Annotated in this window: 18 protein-coding genes; 12 read left to right on the top strand and 6 right to left on the bottom strand. The window is 68.4% G+C overall.

Features of this window, described 5'->3' with window-relative positions:
- The first annotated feature begins 136 nt into the window (after window positions 1-136).
- A complete protein-coding gene (locus ABTW65_RS19585) occupies window positions 137-424 on the top strand; it encodes a hypothetical protein (RefSeq protein WP_350663117.1) in 288 nt (95 codons plus the stop codon).
- 2 nt (window positions 425-426) lie between these two features.
- On the opposite strand, the gene ABTW65_RS19580 is transcribed toward ABTW65_RS19585, so the two are convergent.
- The gene (locus tag ABTW65_RS19580) at window positions 427-1,128 is read right to left on the bottom strand and encodes a winged helix-turn-helix transcriptional regulator (protein WP_350663116.1); all 702 of its coding nucleotides are present in this window, start codon (window positions 1,126-1,128) and stop codon (window positions 427-429) included.
- Window positions 1,129-1,229: 101 nt separating this feature from the next.
- The gene (locus ABTW65_RS19575; protein ID WP_350663113.1) at window positions 1,230-1,904 is read right to left on the bottom strand and encodes a winged helix-turn-helix transcriptional regulator; all 675 of its coding nucleotides are present in this window, start codon (window positions 1,902-1,904) and stop codon (window positions 1,230-1,232) included.
- A gap of 53 nt (window positions 1,905-1,957) precedes the next feature.
- On the opposite strand from ABTW65_RS19575, the gene ABTW65_RS19570 reads away from it, so the two are divergent.
- The 8 genes from ABTW65_RS19570 to ABTW65_RS19535 all read left to right on the top strand — a co-directional run bounded on the left by ABTW65_RS19570 (window position 1,958) and on the right by ABTW65_RS19535 (window position 8,635).
- The gene (locus ABTW65_RS19570; protein ID WP_350663111.1) at window positions 1,958-2,746 is read left to right on the top strand and encodes a DUF899 family protein; all 789 of its coding nucleotides are present in this window, start codon (window positions 1,958-1,960) and stop codon (window positions 2,744-2,746) included.
- 10 nt (window positions 2,747-2,756) lie between these two features.
- Window positions 2,757-3,170 carry a VOC family protein gene (locus ABTW65_RS19565; protein ID WP_350663109.1) on the top strand — a complete coding sequence of 138 codons (414 nt, stop codon included), beginning with the start codon at window positions 2,757-2,759 and terminating at the stop codon, window positions 3,168-3,170.
- 31 nt (window positions 3,171-3,201) lie between these two features.
- On the top strand, window positions 3,202-3,843 hold the full coding sequence (locus ABTW65_RS19560; protein WP_350663107.1) for a PadR family transcriptional regulator: 642 nt from the start codon (window positions 3,202-3,204) through the stop codon (window positions 3,841-3,843).
- A gap of 149 nt (window positions 3,844-3,992) precedes the next feature.
- Window positions 3,993-5,000, top strand: coding sequence for an ATP-binding cassette domain-containing protein (locus ABTW65_RS19555; RefSeq protein ID WP_350663106.1), 1,008 nt, complete (start codon window positions 3,993-3,995; stop codon window positions 4,998-5,000).
- Window positions 4,997-5,779, top strand: a complete 783-nt coding sequence (locus tag ABTW65_RS19550) for an ABC transporter permease (protein WP_350663104.1) — start codon at window positions 4,997-4,999, stop codon at window positions 5,777-5,779. The genes ABTW65_RS19555 and ABTW65_RS19550 overlap by 4 nt, the downstream gene beginning before the upstream one ends.
- Window positions 5,780-5,946: 167 nt before the next feature.
- Window positions 5,947-6,669, top strand: a complete 723-nt coding sequence (locus ABTW65_RS19545; RefSeq protein WP_502890618.1) for a response regulator transcription factor — start codon at window positions 5,947-5,949, stop codon at window positions 6,667-6,669.
- Complete coding sequence (locus ABTW65_RS19540) at window positions 6,666-8,087, top strand: sensor histidine kinase (RefSeq protein WP_350663101.1); 1,422 nt, start codon at window positions 6,666-6,668, stop codon at window positions 8,085-8,087. The genes ABTW65_RS19545 and ABTW65_RS19540 overlap by 4 nt, the downstream gene beginning before the upstream one ends.
- An 11-nt stretch (window positions 8,088-8,098) precedes the next feature.
- The gene (locus tag ABTW65_RS19535) at window positions 8,099-8,635 is read left to right on the top strand and encodes a hypothetical protein (protein ID WP_350663099.1); all 537 of its coding nucleotides are present in this window, start codon (window positions 8,099-8,101) and stop codon (window positions 8,633-8,635) included.
- A gap of 112 nt (window positions 8,636-8,747) precedes the next feature.
- Here the strand turns inward: ABTW65_RS19535 and zwf are convergent, their stop codons facing one another.
- Window positions 8,748-10,205, bottom strand: coding sequence for a glucose-6-phosphate dehydrogenase (gene zwf, locus ABTW65_RS19530; protein WP_350663097.1), 1,458 nt, complete (start codon window positions 10,203-10,205; stop codon window positions 8,748-8,750).
- 378 nt (window positions 10,206-10,583) lie between these two features.
- On the opposite strand from zwf, the gene ABTW65_RS19525 reads away from it, so the two are divergent.
- A complete protein-coding gene (locus tag ABTW65_RS19525) occupies window positions 10,584-10,871 on the top strand; it encodes a hypothetical protein (protein WP_350663095.1) in 288 nt (95 codons plus the stop codon).
- A 3-nt stretch (window positions 10,872-10,874) separates the two neighbouring features.
- Here ABTW65_RS19525 and ABTW65_RS19520 read toward each other — a convergent pair whose 3' ends face one another.
- Genes ABTW65_RS19520 through ABTW65_RS19510 form a run of 3 tightly spaced genes read right to left on the bottom strand, consistent with a single transcriptional unit; the run spans window position 10,875 to window position 14,634 of the window.
- Window positions 10,875-12,128: an anthranilate synthase component I family protein gene (locus tag ABTW65_RS19520; protein WP_350663093.1), complete on the bottom strand. Its 1,254-nt coding sequence runs from the start codon at window positions 12,126-12,128 to the stop codon at window positions 10,875-10,877.
- Complete coding sequence (locus tag ABTW65_RS19515) at window positions 12,125-12,697, bottom strand: anthranilate synthase component II (RefSeq protein ID WP_350663091.1); 573 nt, start codon at window positions 12,695-12,697, stop codon at window positions 12,125-12,127. The genes ABTW65_RS19520 and ABTW65_RS19515 overlap by 4 nt, the downstream gene beginning before the upstream one ends.
- Window positions 12,694-14,634, bottom strand: a complete 1,941-nt coding sequence (locus ABTW65_RS19510; protein ID WP_350663089.1) for an anthranilate synthase family protein — start codon at window positions 14,632-14,634, stop codon at window positions 12,694-12,696. The genes ABTW65_RS19515 and ABTW65_RS19510 overlap by 4 nt, the downstream gene beginning before the upstream one ends.
- A 94-nt stretch (window positions 14,635-14,728) precedes the next feature.
- On the opposite strand from ABTW65_RS19510, the gene ABTW65_RS19505 reads away from it, so the two are divergent.
- Window positions 14,729-15,229, top strand: coding sequence for a SigE family RNA polymerase sigma factor (locus ABTW65_RS19505; RefSeq protein ID WP_350663088.1), 501 nt, complete (start codon window positions 14,729-14,731; stop codon window positions 15,227-15,229).
- Entirely contained in the window at window positions 15,226-15,846 is a 621-nt protein-coding gene (locus tag ABTW65_RS19500; protein ID WP_350663087.1) for a hypothetical protein, read from the top strand. The genes ABTW65_RS19505 and ABTW65_RS19500 overlap by 4 nt, the downstream gene beginning before the upstream one ends.
- Window positions 15,847-15,930 lie beyond the last annotated feature (84 nt).

Here is a 15,930-nt window from a genome sequence, read left to right as displayed (position 1 = left end):
CCCCTGGTCTGCGCCCGGTGTCCGGATGGGACGTTCGTCATAGTGACCATCGGACCCGTTACCGTCGGGGCCATCTGTCGTTGTGGTAGGCGTGCACTCGGACACTCCGCGACATCTGACGCTGGTCGTCGTCGCCATGAAGGTATGCGCTCTGACCGCGCTGGCAGCCTTCTGTCTGGTTGCCATCACCACGCCGTCCGAGCCCCGGTCGCTGGCGAAGCGGGAGCAGCCCGAGCTCGCCGCGATGCTCGAGCAGCACCGCTGCGTGGCTCCGCCGACGATCGCGCCCTGGCGCCGGGAGAGCGCCATCATCCGCACCCCGCTCGGCGATCTGAAGCATGTCCCGCTCGACGTCGGTCAGCTGATCGAGGAGGGCAAGGCCCGGGGCGAGCTGATCGCCTTCTGCGCCGACCCCGCCCCCTAGGTTCAGCTGGCCTGGGCGAGTGTGTCCGCGAAGAGCCCGAGCACGCGGTCGAGCGCAGCGCGGTCACCCTCGACCTTGAGCCCGGCCTCGGCGATCGCCGCGTCCACGGGGAAACCCATGAACACGACGCCGGTCCAGGCCGTCGAGTCGCCCGCGATGGTGACGTCGGCGTCCTCGAGCGTGCCCTCGGCGAGGTCGAACTGGTTGCCCTTCCAGACGAGCCGGAACTGCTGCGGGTCGGCGTCCGGACGGCGGGCGTCGGTCAGCTCCCAGGCGACGCTGATCGGCTCGGGGGTCGTCGCGCTGCCGGGGGGCACCATCGTGCGCATCGCCACCATCACACCGCTGGGCGTCATCCCGGCGGACATGATCGGGAAGCGGGTCGAGCCGTGGGCCCAGCGACCGAGCGCTCCGAGGATCGTCTCGAGCTCGCGGCCCCACGGGGTGAGGGCGTAGGCCGTCGTCTTGGTGATGTAGCCGAGCTCGGTCTCGACCACGACGCCGGCGTGCTCCAAGAACAGCAGCCGGTCCTTGAGCTCGTCGGTGCTGACGCCGATCACGGAAGACTCCAGGTCACGTGCCGTACGCGGCCCGAACATCAGCTCGCGCACCACGATCAGGCTCCACCGGTCACCGATCAGGTCCAGTGCGTGCGCGGCCGCGCACGCGTCTCCCAGGTCCCCGTAAGTCAGGTTCAGGGTCACGTCGATCCTCTCCGAGTCATTCGATCGCATCGAGCGTAGTGAGCCCGAACTACGGGTCGTCAGAGCCAGAAGTCCCGGCGTGCCTGCTGAAAGTGCTGTGGCTAGGCGATGGCGGCGTACGCAGCAGCCACCCGCTCCACGGCCCGCTGGTCTCCCTCGACGGCCATCGAGCCGACCGAGCTCCCGGCGAAGACGACGTCGGCCCATGCCGACGAGTCGCCGGAGACGGTCGTCGCGGACTCGTCGTCCGCACCCTCGGTCAGCTCGAAACGGTCCTCGTCCCAGTGCAGCCGGTAGCGGCGTACGCCTGCGGCGGGACGCCGCTCGTCGTGCAGCTCGATCGCGATCTGGACGGGGCCGTCGCCCCACTCGGCCATCGTGGCGTAGGGGGCCATCGTGCGCATCGCGACGATCACCCCGTCGGGGGTCATGCTCCCGTCCACCGGGAAGCCGGGCGAGCACTGCGCCCAGTGACCGAGCGACCGCATCACGTCTTCCAGCCCCTGGCCCCACTCGGTGAGCCGGTAGACGCGGGTCTGGCCGAGATCGTCGAGCCGGGCCTGCTCGACGACACCGCTGTCCCGCAGCGCCTTCAGTCTGGAGGTGAGTACGGCAGGCGTGATCCCCACAACTGCCGAGGCCAGGTCGGCGAACCGGCGCGGACCGAGCAACAGCTCGCGGGCGATCACCATGCTCCACCGGTCCCCGATGACGTCCATGGCGTGCGCGGTCGCGCAGGCATCACCCAGGTCGGCGTACGTCTGCTTCTTCGGCATCGATCCTCCAAACTCTCTTCACAAGAGTATCAACTATGTTTAACGTAGTCAGCATGACCATCTCACTTCCGACCGTCGTCGACCGGACGACCTATCTGCACGAGCGCGATGCGCTCCTCGACCGCGAGAAGGCGCACACGCGTGAGGGCGACGCTCTCGCCGCTGCGCGCCGAAGGCTCCCGATGACCGAGGTCGACGCGGCCGCACCGCTCGCCGGCGCCGCCGGACGGGTCAGCCTGCTGGGCGCCTTCGAGGGGCGTACGCAGCTCTTCGCGAGCTACCACATGTGGCACAACGGCCATGCCGCCGCCGACCAGTGCGAGGGGTGCACGTTCTTCAGCGGCGGCGTGAGCGAGCTCGGCTACCTGCACGCGCGCGGGGTGACGTACGCAGTCTTCTGCCAGGGGCCCTACCTGGAGAGCTCTCGCTACCGGGACTTCATGGGGTGGGAGATGCCGTGGTACTCCGTGCCCGAGGAGTCGTGGGACGTCCTCGACGCCCGCGGGTTCTTCGGCGGCAAGGTCTGCTACCTGCGCGACGGCGACCGGGTCTTCGAGACGTACCGCACGACCGGTCGCGGCGTGGAGCCGATGTCGCCGTCATACGGGATCCTGGACATGACCGTCTACGGACGGCAGGAGACCTGGGAGGACTCACCGGAGGGCTGGCCGCGGCGTACCGGCATCGACGGCAGCCAGTTCCGCAGTGAGGAGGCCGCCACGACCAACCACCGCGCCGGCGTGAACGGTCGCCCGACGGCGCAGTGGTCGCGGCTCGCCGCCGGGCGCGACGACGATCTCGGATCGGACACCGCCCCAGCCGCCGACCACTGTTGTCACTGAGGAGATCGGGATGCGTACGACGATCGCACTGCCCACTCGGGACCGCGCCCGGTCCCATGTCTTCCTGCGTGACGGCCTCGGCCTCGAGACTCCGGGCGAGCTCGCCGACGACGGGGTCCCTGAGCCGTTGCGGGCGACCCTGTCGGACTCCTGCGAGGTGATGATGATCCCCACCGGTGGGTTCAAGTGGGTCACCGGCCAGCTCGACGACGAGCCGATGGACGCGGCGACGCTGCTTTCGGAAGGTCCGAAGCAGTGCCTGGTCACCATCGAGCTCGGCTCGCGCGACGACGTCGAGGCGCGCTATGCGGCCGCTGTGGCTCTCGGCCGCGGCATGATCGAGCCGGAGTCTGCACCGTGGGGTGAATACCGTGCGGTCGTCGCGGACCCCGACGGACACCTGTGGCAGCTGACGTCGCGCTGAGGCCCGGTCTTGCCGCCCCTAGAATCTCCCTATGGCCGGAGACGACACACGGATGCTGCTGCTGGGAGCAGTGGCGCTGTTCGAACCCGTCAACGGCTACCAGATCCGGCGCGAGCTGATGTCGTGGCAGGTCGACCAGTGGGCCAACATCAACCCGGGCTCGATCTACCACGCGCTGACCTCGCTGACCGAGAAGGGCCATCTGACCAGGCACGATCTGGTCGACAACGGGCGAGCGGTCGCGGTCTACGAGATCAGCGCCAGCGGTCGGGCAGAGCTCGAGCGCCTGGTCGCCCGCTCGCTGCAGGCCGTCGACGTCTACAACGGCGTCTCCTTCTACGCCGCGTTCTCGCTGGCGCCGCTGCTGGAGCGTCCCGCCGTCATCCAGCAGCTGAGTGTCCGCCTGCAGGCTCTGGAGCGCACCGACAAGGAGCTCGACGCCGCGATCCGGGCCAACACCCACGTGGCGCCGCCCCACACCGGTGCTGCGCTGCGCCTTCAGCTCGACAAGCTCCGCTCCGAGCGGGCGTGGCTGGTGGAGGTCCTGGACGACGTACGCAGCGGCAAGTTCGCCTTCGCCGGCGACGCTCCCGGCTGGACGCCGGCCGAGGACGACCCGGGATGGCAGATGGACGCCGACCGGAAGCGCTACCGGGAGATGCTGCGCGGCTGAGCCGTCGCGGGTCCCGCCGAATTGGTTTGACATCGCGGGATCAAAATTGAACACTCACGGCATTCAAGTTTGAACACCCAGGTAAAATCGGGTGATTGTTGTCGATGGTCCGTGCTTGTCTGGGACTTGCACGCACAAGGGAGTGACACATGATTCACGCACGCGGCCTGAGGCATACCTTCGCCTCCGGCCATGGCAAGCAGAAGAAAGAAGTCGTCGCGGTCGACGGAGTCGACGTCGAAGAGGGCGAGGTGGTCGGCTTCCTGGGTCCGAACGGCGCCGGCAAGACCACCACCCTGCGCATCCTCACCACCCTCCTCAAGCCCACGGCAGGCACCGCCACGGTGGCGGGCTTCGACGTGGCCAAGCAGTCCGTCGAGGTCCGGCGGAGCATCGGCTACTGCTCTCAGGTCGGATCGACCTTCTCTGGCGCCTACGCCGGCGACGAGGTCGTCGACCACGGCATGCTCTACGGGATGTCCAAGAAGGACGCGGTCGCCCACGGGCAGGCTCTCTTCGAGCGGCTTCAGCTCGACGGGCTCTGGCGCCGCAAGCCCCGCAACATGTCCGGCGGGCAGAAGCGCCGCCTCGACATCGCGATGGCGCTGATCCACGCCCCCAAGCTGGTCTTCCTCGATGAGCCCACCACCGGCCTCGACCCGCAGGCGCGGGCCAACCTGTGGGACCACATCGCCTCGCTGCGTACGGACCACGGGGCCACGGTCTTCCTGACCACCCACTACCTCGACGAGGCCGACACCCTCGCCGACCGGGTGATGGTCATCGACCAAGGCCGCATCGTCGCCAACGACACCCCGGAGAACCTCAAGGCCGCCGTCTCCGGCGACCTGGTCTCGCTGGAGGTCGCCACCGACGAGCAGGTCGCGATCGCGCGCGACAAGCTCGGCTCGATCTCGGAGACCGTCGAGGTCGACGAGCGACTGGTCAGCGGCCGTGTGCCGCGGGCCGGGAAAGCAGTCCCCGGGCTGCTGCGCGATCTGGAGTCCAACGGGGTCTCGCTGGAATCGATCGAGGTCGCCCGACCCACCCTGGACGACGTCTTCCTGACGCTGACCGGACGATCGCTGCGCGACGCCGACTCAGGCACACCCGAGGCCGAAGAGGCCGCCGACCAGACCCAGGAGGCCCGGTCATGACCGAGTTCCAACAGCCCGTCCTCAAGTCCGGCTTCTTCCGGGAGTCGATGGTCGTCTTCAACCGCCAGCTGCGGATGAACCTCCGCAACCCGGCCTGGGTGCTCATCGGTGTGATGCAGCCGATCCTCTACCTGGTGCTCTTCGGCCCGCTGCTCGAGCCGCTCATCGAGGAGCTCGGTGGCAATGCGTACAACTGGTTCGTCCCCGGCATGCTCGTCCAGCTCGGCATCTTCGGCGCCATGTTCGCCGGCTTCTCGCTGATCGGCGAGTGGCGTGAGGGCGTCATTGAGGCGGAGCGGGTCACCCCGGCGTCGCGTGGCGCGCTGCTGTTCGGGCGTCTCTACCGCGACCTGCTGCAGATCCTGGTGCAGGCGATCATCCTGGTCGCCCTCGGCCTGGTGATGGGCATGGACTTCAAGCCGGTGGGGATCCTCGTCGGGATCGCGATCACCGTAATGATCGGTGGCGCCGGTGCCGCCGCCTCCAACGCGTTCGCGCTGCTCGTGAAGAGCGAGGACGTGATGGCGCCGGTGACCAACATGCTGCTGATGCCGATCCTGCTGCTGTCGGGCATCTTCCTGCCGATGAGCTTCGGTGCCGCGTGGCTCGAGACGCTGGCCGACGTCATCCCGACCAAGCACATCGTCGACGCGGTGCGAGCCTCGTTCTTCGGTGACCTCGGAGTGGCCGACATCGGCTGGGGCGTCGGCTGGACCCTCGGCCTGTTCGCGCTCGCGGTCTGGTGGGGCATCTCCACCTTCCGCAAGGAGAACGCCTGACTTATCAGGTCTTTCCTGCACTTCTCGGGTGTTGCATTGCCTGAGAAGTGCAGGCCCGAAAAATTTGTAGAGGCCGGTTAACCGGGTATTCCGACACGCGGGCCGATCTCGCGGAAACACCAGCGTCCTCTCAGCGGTGACTCAGCGAGGGGTGGCAAGGTAGGAGTGTGAACAGCCCTGCCACCCCGAGCGACAGCCCCGGCGACAAGCCGCACGTGCTGGTCGTCGACGACGACAAGGCCGTGCGTGAGTCGCTGCGCCGGTCGTTGGAGTTCAACGGCTACGTGGTCGCCCTGGCCGGCGACGGCGCCGAGGCGCTCGCCGGCATCGCCAACCATGATCCCGACGTGGTCGTGATGGACGTGATGATGCCCCGCCTCGACGGCATCGAGGCCACCAAGGCGCTGCGAGCAGCCGGCAACGACGTACCGATCCTGGTGCTGACCGCCCGCGACGCCGTCGGCGACCGGGTCGACGGCCTGGACGCCGGGGCCGACGACTACCTCACCAAGCCGTTCGCGCTCGAGGAGCTGCTGGCCCGGCTGCGTGCGCTGCTGCGCCGGGCGGCCCCGATCGGCGAGGACGACGAGGAGACGCTGCACTTCGCCGACCTGTCCATGAACACCACCACCCGCGAGGTGACCCGGGGCGAACGCGCCATCGAGCTCACCCGCACCGAGTTCACGCTCCTGGAGATGTTCCTGCGTCGGCCCCGCCGCGTACTCGATCGGTCCTTCATCCTCGAAGAGGTGTGGGGCTACGACTTCCCGACGACGGCCAACTCACTGGAGGTCTACGTCGGCTACCTGCGCCGCAAGACCGAGGCCGAGGGTGAGGCCCGGCTGATCCACACCGTACGTGGCATCGGCTACGTCCTGAAGGAGTCGTGAGCAGCGCCGTGACCACGCCGGCAGCCAGCTCGCGCTACCGCGGCTCTCTGGCGGGCCGGGTCACCCTGCTGACGACTCTCGCGGTCGCCGGCTCGATCGCGCTGATCGCGATCGGGCTCTACTTCGTCGTACGCATCCAGCTGCAGGCCAACATGGACGAGTCGCTGCTGAAGCGAGCCACCTCCGCCGCAGCCAACACCGCGTCGATCCAGGACGCACGAACAGGGGCGGCCTTCCCGACCTGGGTGCTCAACGCCGGCGACATCCAGGTCGCCGAGGTCGACGACTCGCACAACTACTGGTCGCCGACGCTCGGCACGTTCCCGCGGCCCGGCGCGCCGGAGGAGGCGGTGGCCAAGCGCGAGGCCAAGCAGTCGGTCCGTACGGTCTCCACCAAGGTGGGCGTCTTCCGGGTCGTCACCGTCCCGATCCCCGAGAGCAACTCCGCGCTGATGCTGGCGCAGTCGCTGGGGCCACAGCAAGAGATGTACAAGCGACTCGGGCTCGTCGTGCTCTTCTTCGGCGCCGCCGGGGTGGTCGCCGCAGCGTTCGCGGGCTGGCTCGTGGCAGCGGGCGGACTGCGACCGGTGAGACGGCTCACTGCCTCGGTCGACCGGATCGCGACCACCGAGGACCTCACCCCGCTCCCGGTCGAGGGCGACGACGAGATCGCCCGGCTGGCCACATCGTTCAACCGGATGCTGTCCGCCGTCTCCGCCTCCCGGGACCGGCAGCGACAGCTGGTGGCCGACGCCTCGCACGAGCTGCGTACGCCGCTGACCTCGCTCCGCACCAACGTCGAGCTCCTCACCCAGGCCGATGCCTCGATATCGGGCGAGCAGCGAGCTGAGCTGCTCGGCGACATCCGTGCCCAGATCGAGGAGCTCACCAATCTGATCGGCGACCTCGTCGAGCTGGCCCGCGACGCGCCGGCCGAGCCCACGCTGGAGACGGTCGACCTCTCCGAGGTCGTGGACCGGGCGCTCTCGCGTGTCCGTCTGCGCGCACCGTCGGTGACCTTCTCCGAGGAGATGGCGCCATGGTGGGTCATGGGCGACACCAGCTCACTGGAGCGCGCGGTCACCAACCTCCTCGACAACGCCGCCAAGTGGTCGCCGGAGTCGGGCACGGTGCACGTCTCGCTCCACGATGGCGTGCTCAACGTCGACGACGAGGGGCCGGGTATCGCCGAGGACGACATCCCGTACGTCTTCGACCGGTTCTACCGCTCCACGGAGGCCCGCTCGATGCCTGGCTCGGGGCTCGGCCTCGCTATCGTCCGGCAGGTCGCCGAGCGTACCGGCGGGTCGGTCTCCGCAGCCCGCTCCCCGCACGGCGGTGCGCGGATGACCATGCGCCTGCCCGGCTCCGCCGCTCCCAAGCCGACAGAACCGCCCACGGCGGTGCTGAACAATTGAGGGTTGAACCTTTGAAGTACGCCGTTCTGGCGCCCAGTCTGGTGGCGCTGCTCTTCCTCGCTGCCTGCGGAGCCGAGGAGCCCGCCGCTCCGTCAGCGTCCGCCTCCGCATCATCCCCGGAGCATGCCTCCAAGGAGACGTTCAACCCCTGCGACGGGCTCGACATCGCCCCCGTGGAGAAGGCCCTCGGCGCCCAGCTCCGCGTCGAAAGGGGCACCTCGGCGGCACCCCGCTGTGCCTTGCTTCCCGAGAAGTCGGGCGGGACTGCGTACGAACTGAACTACCTGCCCTTCAAGGGCACCCTCGCGGAAGCGTGGAAGACCATGGACGTGAAGTCCGGGGACGTCAGCGAGCCCGACGTCAAGGGCGCCGATGACGCCCGGATGGTCAAGCAGCAGGGCGTCAACTCGTACGCCGTCACCGGCTTCGTCCAGAACGGCACCCTGATCCAGAGCTTCAACTCCGTCGACCTGGAGCCCTACGACGGCGACGCCATCGACCGCGCCGCCCAAGCCCTCCTCGAGCAGCTGAGCGCGAACGCCCCGTAGCCGAGACGTCGGCCCCGTCGTCCGAGACGTCGCGCGCGCCGGTCGAGACGTCACGCAGGTGCCAACTCGGCCGACCGGACTGACGTCTCGGCCGACGTACGCGCCGTTTCGGCTAGTGCTTCTTCGTCTCGCGCCAGGAGCGCTCGAAGGGGAGGCGCCAGGCGTGCGGGGCGATCAGCTGGTGGATCGAGTTGGGTCCCCAGGAGCCGGGGGCGTAGAGGCGCACGGGCGGAGGGTTCTCGAGGAGCGGCTGGGAGATCTCCCAGAGCGTCTCGATGCCCTCGGCGGTGGTGAAGAGCGTGTGGTCGCCACGCATGGCGTCGTGGATGAGGCGTTCGTACGCCTCGAGGACGCCGGTCGAGGAGGTCGTCTCCTGGGTGGCGAACTGCATGGAGAGCTTCTCCAGCTTCATGCCGGGCCCGGGGCGCTTGCCGTAGAACGACAGCGACATCTTCGACTGGTCGGCGAGGTCGAAGGTGAGGTGGTCGGGGCCCTGGGTGCCGGCGCCGGAGTTGGACGGGAACATCGTCAGCGGCGGCTCCTTGAACGCGATCGAGATGATCCGCGCGCCCTCGGCCAACTTCTTGCCGGTGCGCAGGAAGAACGGCACGCCGGCCCAGCGCCAGTTGTCGATGATCACCTTCATCGCGATGAACGTCTCGGTGTCGGAGTCGTCGGCGACCTCGTTCTTGCCGCGGTAGCCGGAGTACTGACCACGCACCACGTTGCGCGGGTCCAGCGGCTGGATCGACCGGAAGACCTTGTTCTTCTCCTCGCCGATCGGGTCGGGAGCAAGCGAGGTCGGCGGCTCCATCGCCATGAACGCCAGCACCTGCATCAGGTGGGTCACGACCATGTCGCGGTAGGCGCCGGTGCTCTCGTAGAACGCGGTCCGTCCCTCCAGACCCAGCGTCTCGGGGATGTCGATCTGGACGTGGTCGATGAAGTTGCGGTTCCAGATCGGCTCGAAGAGTCCGTTGGCGAAGCGGAAGGCCAGGATGTTCTGCGCGGCCTCCTTGCCGAGGAAGTGGTCGATCCGGAAGATCTGCTCCTCGGAGAAGACCTCGTGGATCTTGGCGTTGAGCTCCTTGGCCGACTCGAGGTCGGTGCCGAAGGGCTTCTCCATGATGATCCGGGCGCGCTCGACGAGGTCGGCCTCCTCGAGCTGACGGATCACGTCCTGAGCGGCCTTGGGCGGGACGCTGAGGTAGTGGAGGCGGCGTACGTCGCTGCCGAGCCCCTGGAGCTTCTTCTCGGCGAGCTTCACCGCGTCGGCGAGCGCGTGCGGGCCCTCCTTGGTCGAAACGTAGGAGAGCATCCCTCCGAACGCCTCCCAGCGCTCGTCGGTGATGTCGCCCTTGCCGAACTCCTCGCAAGCCTCACGAGCGAACTCCATGAACTGCTCGTCGGACAGATCCTCGAGTGACGTGCCGACGATCTGGGCATCCGTCATCAGCCCGGCCTCGTTGAGTCTGAGCAGGCCAGGCAGGAGTTTGCGGCGCGCCAAATCACCGGTCGCACCGAAGAGCACGATCACATGTGGCAGGGCTTTGTCGTCGATGGTCGCCATGATGGGTCCACGGTAGTCCTCGTTTTATGAACGATCCAATAGCTGGTGACCACGTCCACGATGTACGGCACAAAAATTTTCTTGTCTGCCACTCCGGACCCTCCTGGCGGACGCGCCACACCATGAACGGGTACGGGTTTTGTACGGGAGTCAGAGGAACGGCCCCTGGTCCATAGTCACGAGTTCACCAGTGCCATATCGATCCACCGTCCAAGAATTGAGGGCTCGTTGAATACCCACGTCCGTCGGAACCCTGGCCGCGCCTTGGCCGGCCTCCTCGTCTCGCTCATGATCGCGCTCGGGACGCTGGCCGCTTTGCCTCAGCCCGCTAGCGCATCGGGCTGGGGGACACTCAGAACCACGACGGTCGACAGGGCCTTGTCGTCGACCTCGTGGACCGCTCTCGGCTCGTCGTTCTCGACGAGGGCGGACATCCGCTACCGCTACTGCGTTCGCATCAAGGGCAACGGCACCGCCAACCTGCAGCCGCAGGCCTTCGGGACCACGGTCACGGTGAACAGCGACTCGTACGTGACCCGGTGCACCATCTCCCACAGCGGCGGCGCCAACACTTTCCAGGCCATGGCCTCCCGGATCGGCAGCGGCTCCGTCCGCATCTACTCGATCTCGTGGCAGCGCTGGTACAGCGGCGCCGTCCCGGTCTGATCGTCAGTCTGGAAGGCCGAGCGCGGCGCGTACGCGTTCGGCCTTCCAGCCAGCCTCGGCTGCTTCCTCGTCCGGATCGGATCTGACCGTGATCCCGCCACCGGTGCCGACCTGCCAGGTGGCGGTGTCGTACGTGGTAAGGGTGCGGATGATGACCCCGAGGTCGGCCGGGCCATCGCCCGAGATCCAGCCGAAGGCCCCCGAGTAGGCGGAGCGGGGGCCGCCGAGATGTTCTTCCGCTCGCGCGATGACCTCCATCGTGCGGAGCTTGGGGGCGCCGGTCATCGAGCCGGCGGGGAAGAGCCGTCGCAGCGCCTCGACCGTCGATATTTCGTCCCGGAGATGGCCGCGAACCGTCGTGACGAGCTGGTGCACGCTCGGGTAGGACTCGACCTTCATCAGGTCCGGCACCTCGACCGTCCCCGGCTCGCAGACCATCGCCAGGTCGTTGCGGAGCAGGTCGGTGATCATCAGGTTCTCGCTGCGGAGCTTGGGATCGGTACGCAGCAGCTCCGCGTTGGCCGCGTCCTCCGCGTCGTTCGCGCCCCTCGGGGTCGTGCCCTTGATCGGTCTCGTCTCGATCACGCGGTCGGCATCGATCAGGGCGTACCGCTCCGGGCTCGAGCTCAGCAGCCACGCGGCGTGGCCGGCCACGTCGTGCTGGAGGAAGCCGGCGTACGGCGCCGGGTTGATGCTCCTGAGTCGCAGGTAGGTCTCCACCGGGTCGGCCTCGGTGTGGACCGTGGTCCTGTAGGTCAGGTTCGCCTCGTAGGTGTCGCCGGCGTGCAGTGCTTCCTGGACCTGGTCGAAGGCGGCGGCATACGCCGTTGGTACGACGGGACGTTCTTGTCGGTCTACGTGTGGGTGGCCGACAAGATCGTCCCGTCGAACCGCTTGCTCGTGGTGGAACATCCGCACGTGGGACGGCCTCATCCAGACGGCATCCGGAACGTCGCCCGAGGGGGCGGCGGGGAGATCGGGCCGACAGGCGTAGCCGAGGTAGCCGAACCACTGCTCCCCCGGGCCGACCTCGCGCTCGAGAACCTGCCAGATGTCGTCGCCGATGACCTCGGAGCGGCCTCCGGCGTGGCGCAGCACCTCACGGCGCGCTGCCGAGTAGGTCAGCGAGACGTCGTCGTTCTCCAGCCAGCCGATGAGCGACCGGGTGCCCGACCACTCACGCGCGCCACCACCATCGAGCCACACACAGCGGGGGTGGGCCGCGGCGACCTCGGCGAAGAGATCCTCGACGCTCATCGTGGCCCCGGTCGACCCAAGAAGTTCGCGACCATCGCCGCACCGTGCTGCGAGAGCACCGACTCGGGGTGGAACTGGACGCCCTCCAGCGGCAGCAGCCGATGACGTACGCCCATCACGACCCCGTCCTCGGAACGGGCCGTCACCTTCAGGACGTCAGGCACGGAAACGGCCGCCAGCGAGTGGTAGCGGACCGCTTCGAGTGGCGACGGGATGCCTGCGAAGACCCCGCGACCGTCATGCGTCACCCGAGCGACCTCACCGTGGGCAGGCTCGATCCGGTCGACGACGCCGCCGTAGGCAGTCACCAGCCCCTGCATCCCCAGGCAGACGCCGAGGACGGGCCACCCCGCGTCCAGGAGTACGTCCCGCCCGACCGCGAAGTCCGCGGGGTCGGCCGGGTGGCCGGGCCCGGGCGAGAGGACCACATGGGTGTAGCCGGCGAGGTCCCCGAGCTTCACCTCGTCGTGCTCCACGACATCCGGAAGGGCCCCGGTGACCTGCGCGATCATGTGGACGAGGCTCCACACGTAGGAGTCGTGGTGGTCGACCACGACGACTCTGGTCATTGGGCGAGCAGATCGCTGACGACGTCGTGGATGAGGTCGTAGCCGCGCTCGGTGAGGACCGACTCCGCGTGGAACTGGATGCCGGCGTAGTGGGGCCCGGAGAGGGCGTGGATGTCACCCGTCTCGGGATCTGCATCCACCGACACCCCCGCGGGCAGCTCCGTGGAACCCACCCGTCCGACGAAGGTGTTGTAGAAGCCGACCCGCTCGCGGCGCGGCCGCCCACCGAACCCGAGACCGACGCGGGTCTGGGTGCCCTGGAAGACGATGTCCTTGTAGTGCAGCCCGATCCCGAGCTGGTGGCACAGCGCCTGATGGCCGAGGCACACCGCCAGGAACGGCTGCTCGGTCTCGAGCAGAGACGCAACGGCGGCGCGCAGCTTGGCCATCTTCGGGTCGGAGCCATCGCGCGGGTCGCCCGGGCCCGGCCCGACGATGACGAGATCAGCACCCTTGAAGGCACCGTCCTCGTAGTCCTCGTGCCGGACGACCGACGACGTCATGCCGAGCACCCGGAGGACGTGGCGCAGCATGCGTACGAAATCGTCCTCGCCGTCGAGGATCACCGCGTGCTTCCCGGCGAGGTGGGCCGAGGGCTCCTCGTCGCCCTGGTCGGTGAGCCAGAACGACGACAGTCGACGGTTGCGGGCGGCCAGGGTCAGCAGCAGGTCCTCGTCGTTGACCAGCTCGGAGACGTCCTGCGCGAGCGCGGGCGCGGCCGGCACCAGCCCGAAGGCCGACAGGATCCCGCCGGCCTTGGCGTGCGTCTCCGCCACCTCATATACAGGGTCGGAGTCGCGCACCAGCGTCGCGCCGGCGCTCACCTTCAGCCGGCCGTCGACAGACACGTCCGCGGTGCGGATCACGATCGGCGAATCGACCGTCGGCGCACCGGACTCGTCACGGCCGAGCAGCGCGAGAGCAGCGCCGTAGTAGCCACGGCCCTCCGGCTCGTACTTCTTGATCAGCCGGCACGCGTTCTCCACCGGCGAGCCGGTGACGGTGGCGGCGTACATCGTGTCGCGCAGGATCTCGCGCGGGTCGCGCGCCGAGCGGCCCGCCAACAGATACTCGGTGTGGATCAGCCGCGACATCGGCTTCAGGAACGGCCCGAGCACCTGGCCGCCTTGGTCGCAGATGTCGCACATCATCTTGAGCTCCTCGTCGACCACCATGAAGAGCTCGTAGACCTCCTTCTGATCCTTCAGGAAGTCGGTCAGCTGCCCCTTGAGGTCGTGGGCGATCTTCTCCGGGCTGCCCTCGAGGTCGCGCGGCAGCCGGAACGTACCGGAGATCGGGTTCATCCGGACGTCGCCGCCGTGGACGCTCACGTGCCGCTCGGGCGAGGCGCCGATGAGGTAGCGGTCGCCGGTGAAGAAGCAGTAGGTCCAGTACGCCCCGCGCTCGCGCTCCAGAAGGCGACGCAGCACGGTGAGCGCGCGCTCGTGGTTCCAGTCGTCGAGCTGGGCCCGGTAGTGGCGGCCGATCACGAAGTTGGCGCCCTCGCCCTGGCCGATCTCGTCCTCGATGACGGTCTTGACCAGGTCGGCGTAGGTGTCGTCGTCGACGTCGAACCCGCCGCGGTCCACGAACTCCACCGGGACGTCGGGAAGCGCCTCGATCACCTCGGCGACGGAGAACTCCCACTCGCGCTCCACGTCGACGACCACCAGCGGGGTGCCGTCGTCGTGGGCCTCGAAGCCCCGCTCGCTCACCTGCCGGAACGGCACCGCGAGCAGCCGGTCGGCGACCTTCCCCGGCTCCGGGGTGCCCTCCTCGAGAGGTACGTCGAGCAGCGACTCGACCACGGACCGGGTGCCCGCCAGCATGCCGACCGTGTCCCGGTCACCCGCCCGCGAGGAGCGACGGATGATCGCCCACGCCTCGTGCCCCGTGATCTCCTCGATCGCGGTCCGGGCGGGGCTGTTGGTCGTCATGGGATGAGCCTAATCCGCGCGCTGACGCGTGACCCATTCGATTCGGATGGTGGGCCCGTGCAACCCAACGGTGCCCCGAATCCGTTGACAGTGCGTGAGACGTTCCCAAGACGCCGAATTCGGGGCCTTCGTACGCCGCCACCGAGCGCCGCTCGTCGGCACTGCCCGGCTGCTGACCGCCGGCGACGCCCACTTGGCCGAGGATCTGGTCCAGTCGACCTTGGTCAAGGTCTATCTGGCCTGGGGGCGAGCGTCCCAGCATCCCGCTGCGTACGCTCGCCGCACCCTGATCAACTGCCTGACCGACCACCGCAGGCGCCCGTTCTTCCGGCGGGAGCAGGGCGCCGTCTCGCTGCCCGAGGCGCCGGTCGAGGATCCGGCGATGGTCGATCCCGAGTTGGTCGCGGCGCTGGCCGAGCTCCCGCCCCGCCAGCGCGCGGCTGTCGTGCTCCGCCATGTCCACGACCTCTCGGTCGAGGAGGTCGCCGACGCGCTCAGCTGCTCGACCGGAACCGTGAAGTCCCAGACCGCACGCGGCCTGGACAAGCTCCGGGCGCTGCTCAACCCCACCCAACTGACAGGAGACTCCCGATGAACGACGTGATCGACCGCCTCGCCCGCCTGACCCCGTCCCCGTCCGCCTCGACGGCTGACGATGCCGCGGCCGACCTTCGCCGTGGCCACAAGGCGCTCTCCCGGCGCCGGATCAAGCGCGCCGCTCTCGGCGGCGCCGCGCTGACTCTCGCGGTCGGCGGCGCCTTCAGCGGGATCGCCCTGACCTCCGGCAACGACGGCGTCCCGACGGTACAGGCCGCCGACAACGTACGTCTGGTCGACTACGACGGCACCCAGATGCCCGGTTTCACCGTGGCGAAGGTGCCCGAAGGATTCGTACTGCAGGGATCCGACCAGTACGTCCTCGCCGTCGCCCGCCCCGACGACGACACCACGGTCAGCGACTTCCGCGACAAGATCGTGGTGACTCTGGAGGCGAGCAGCTCCGAAACCGGGGGCTCGACCGACACCACAGTCAATGGCCAGCCCGCCACCCTCGTCACCACTCCCGACGGCGCGACGATGCTCAAGTACGCCTACCGCGACTTCACCGTCGTCATCCAGATGTGGAGCACCGTCCACCTCACCGACGAGCAGCTCGTCGAGTTCGCCGAGGGCGTCGAGGTCACCGCCGACGCCAAGCCGTCCCACGGCTGACCTTCCGTCGAGCGCTGCACTAGCCGATGACGCCTTGTGAATCCTTCACAAAGCGTCATCGGCTAGTGCAGTCAGGGCCGCTTG

Source organism: Nocardioides sp. NPDC127503 (genome assembly GCF_040302165.1).
Taxonomy (GTDB): Bacteria; Actinomycetota; Actinomycetes; order Propionibacteriales; family Nocardioidaceae; genus Nocardioides.
The sequence above is the reverse complement of the archived record's forward strand: the minus strand, read 5'-3'. Positions and strand labels throughout refer to the sequence as shown.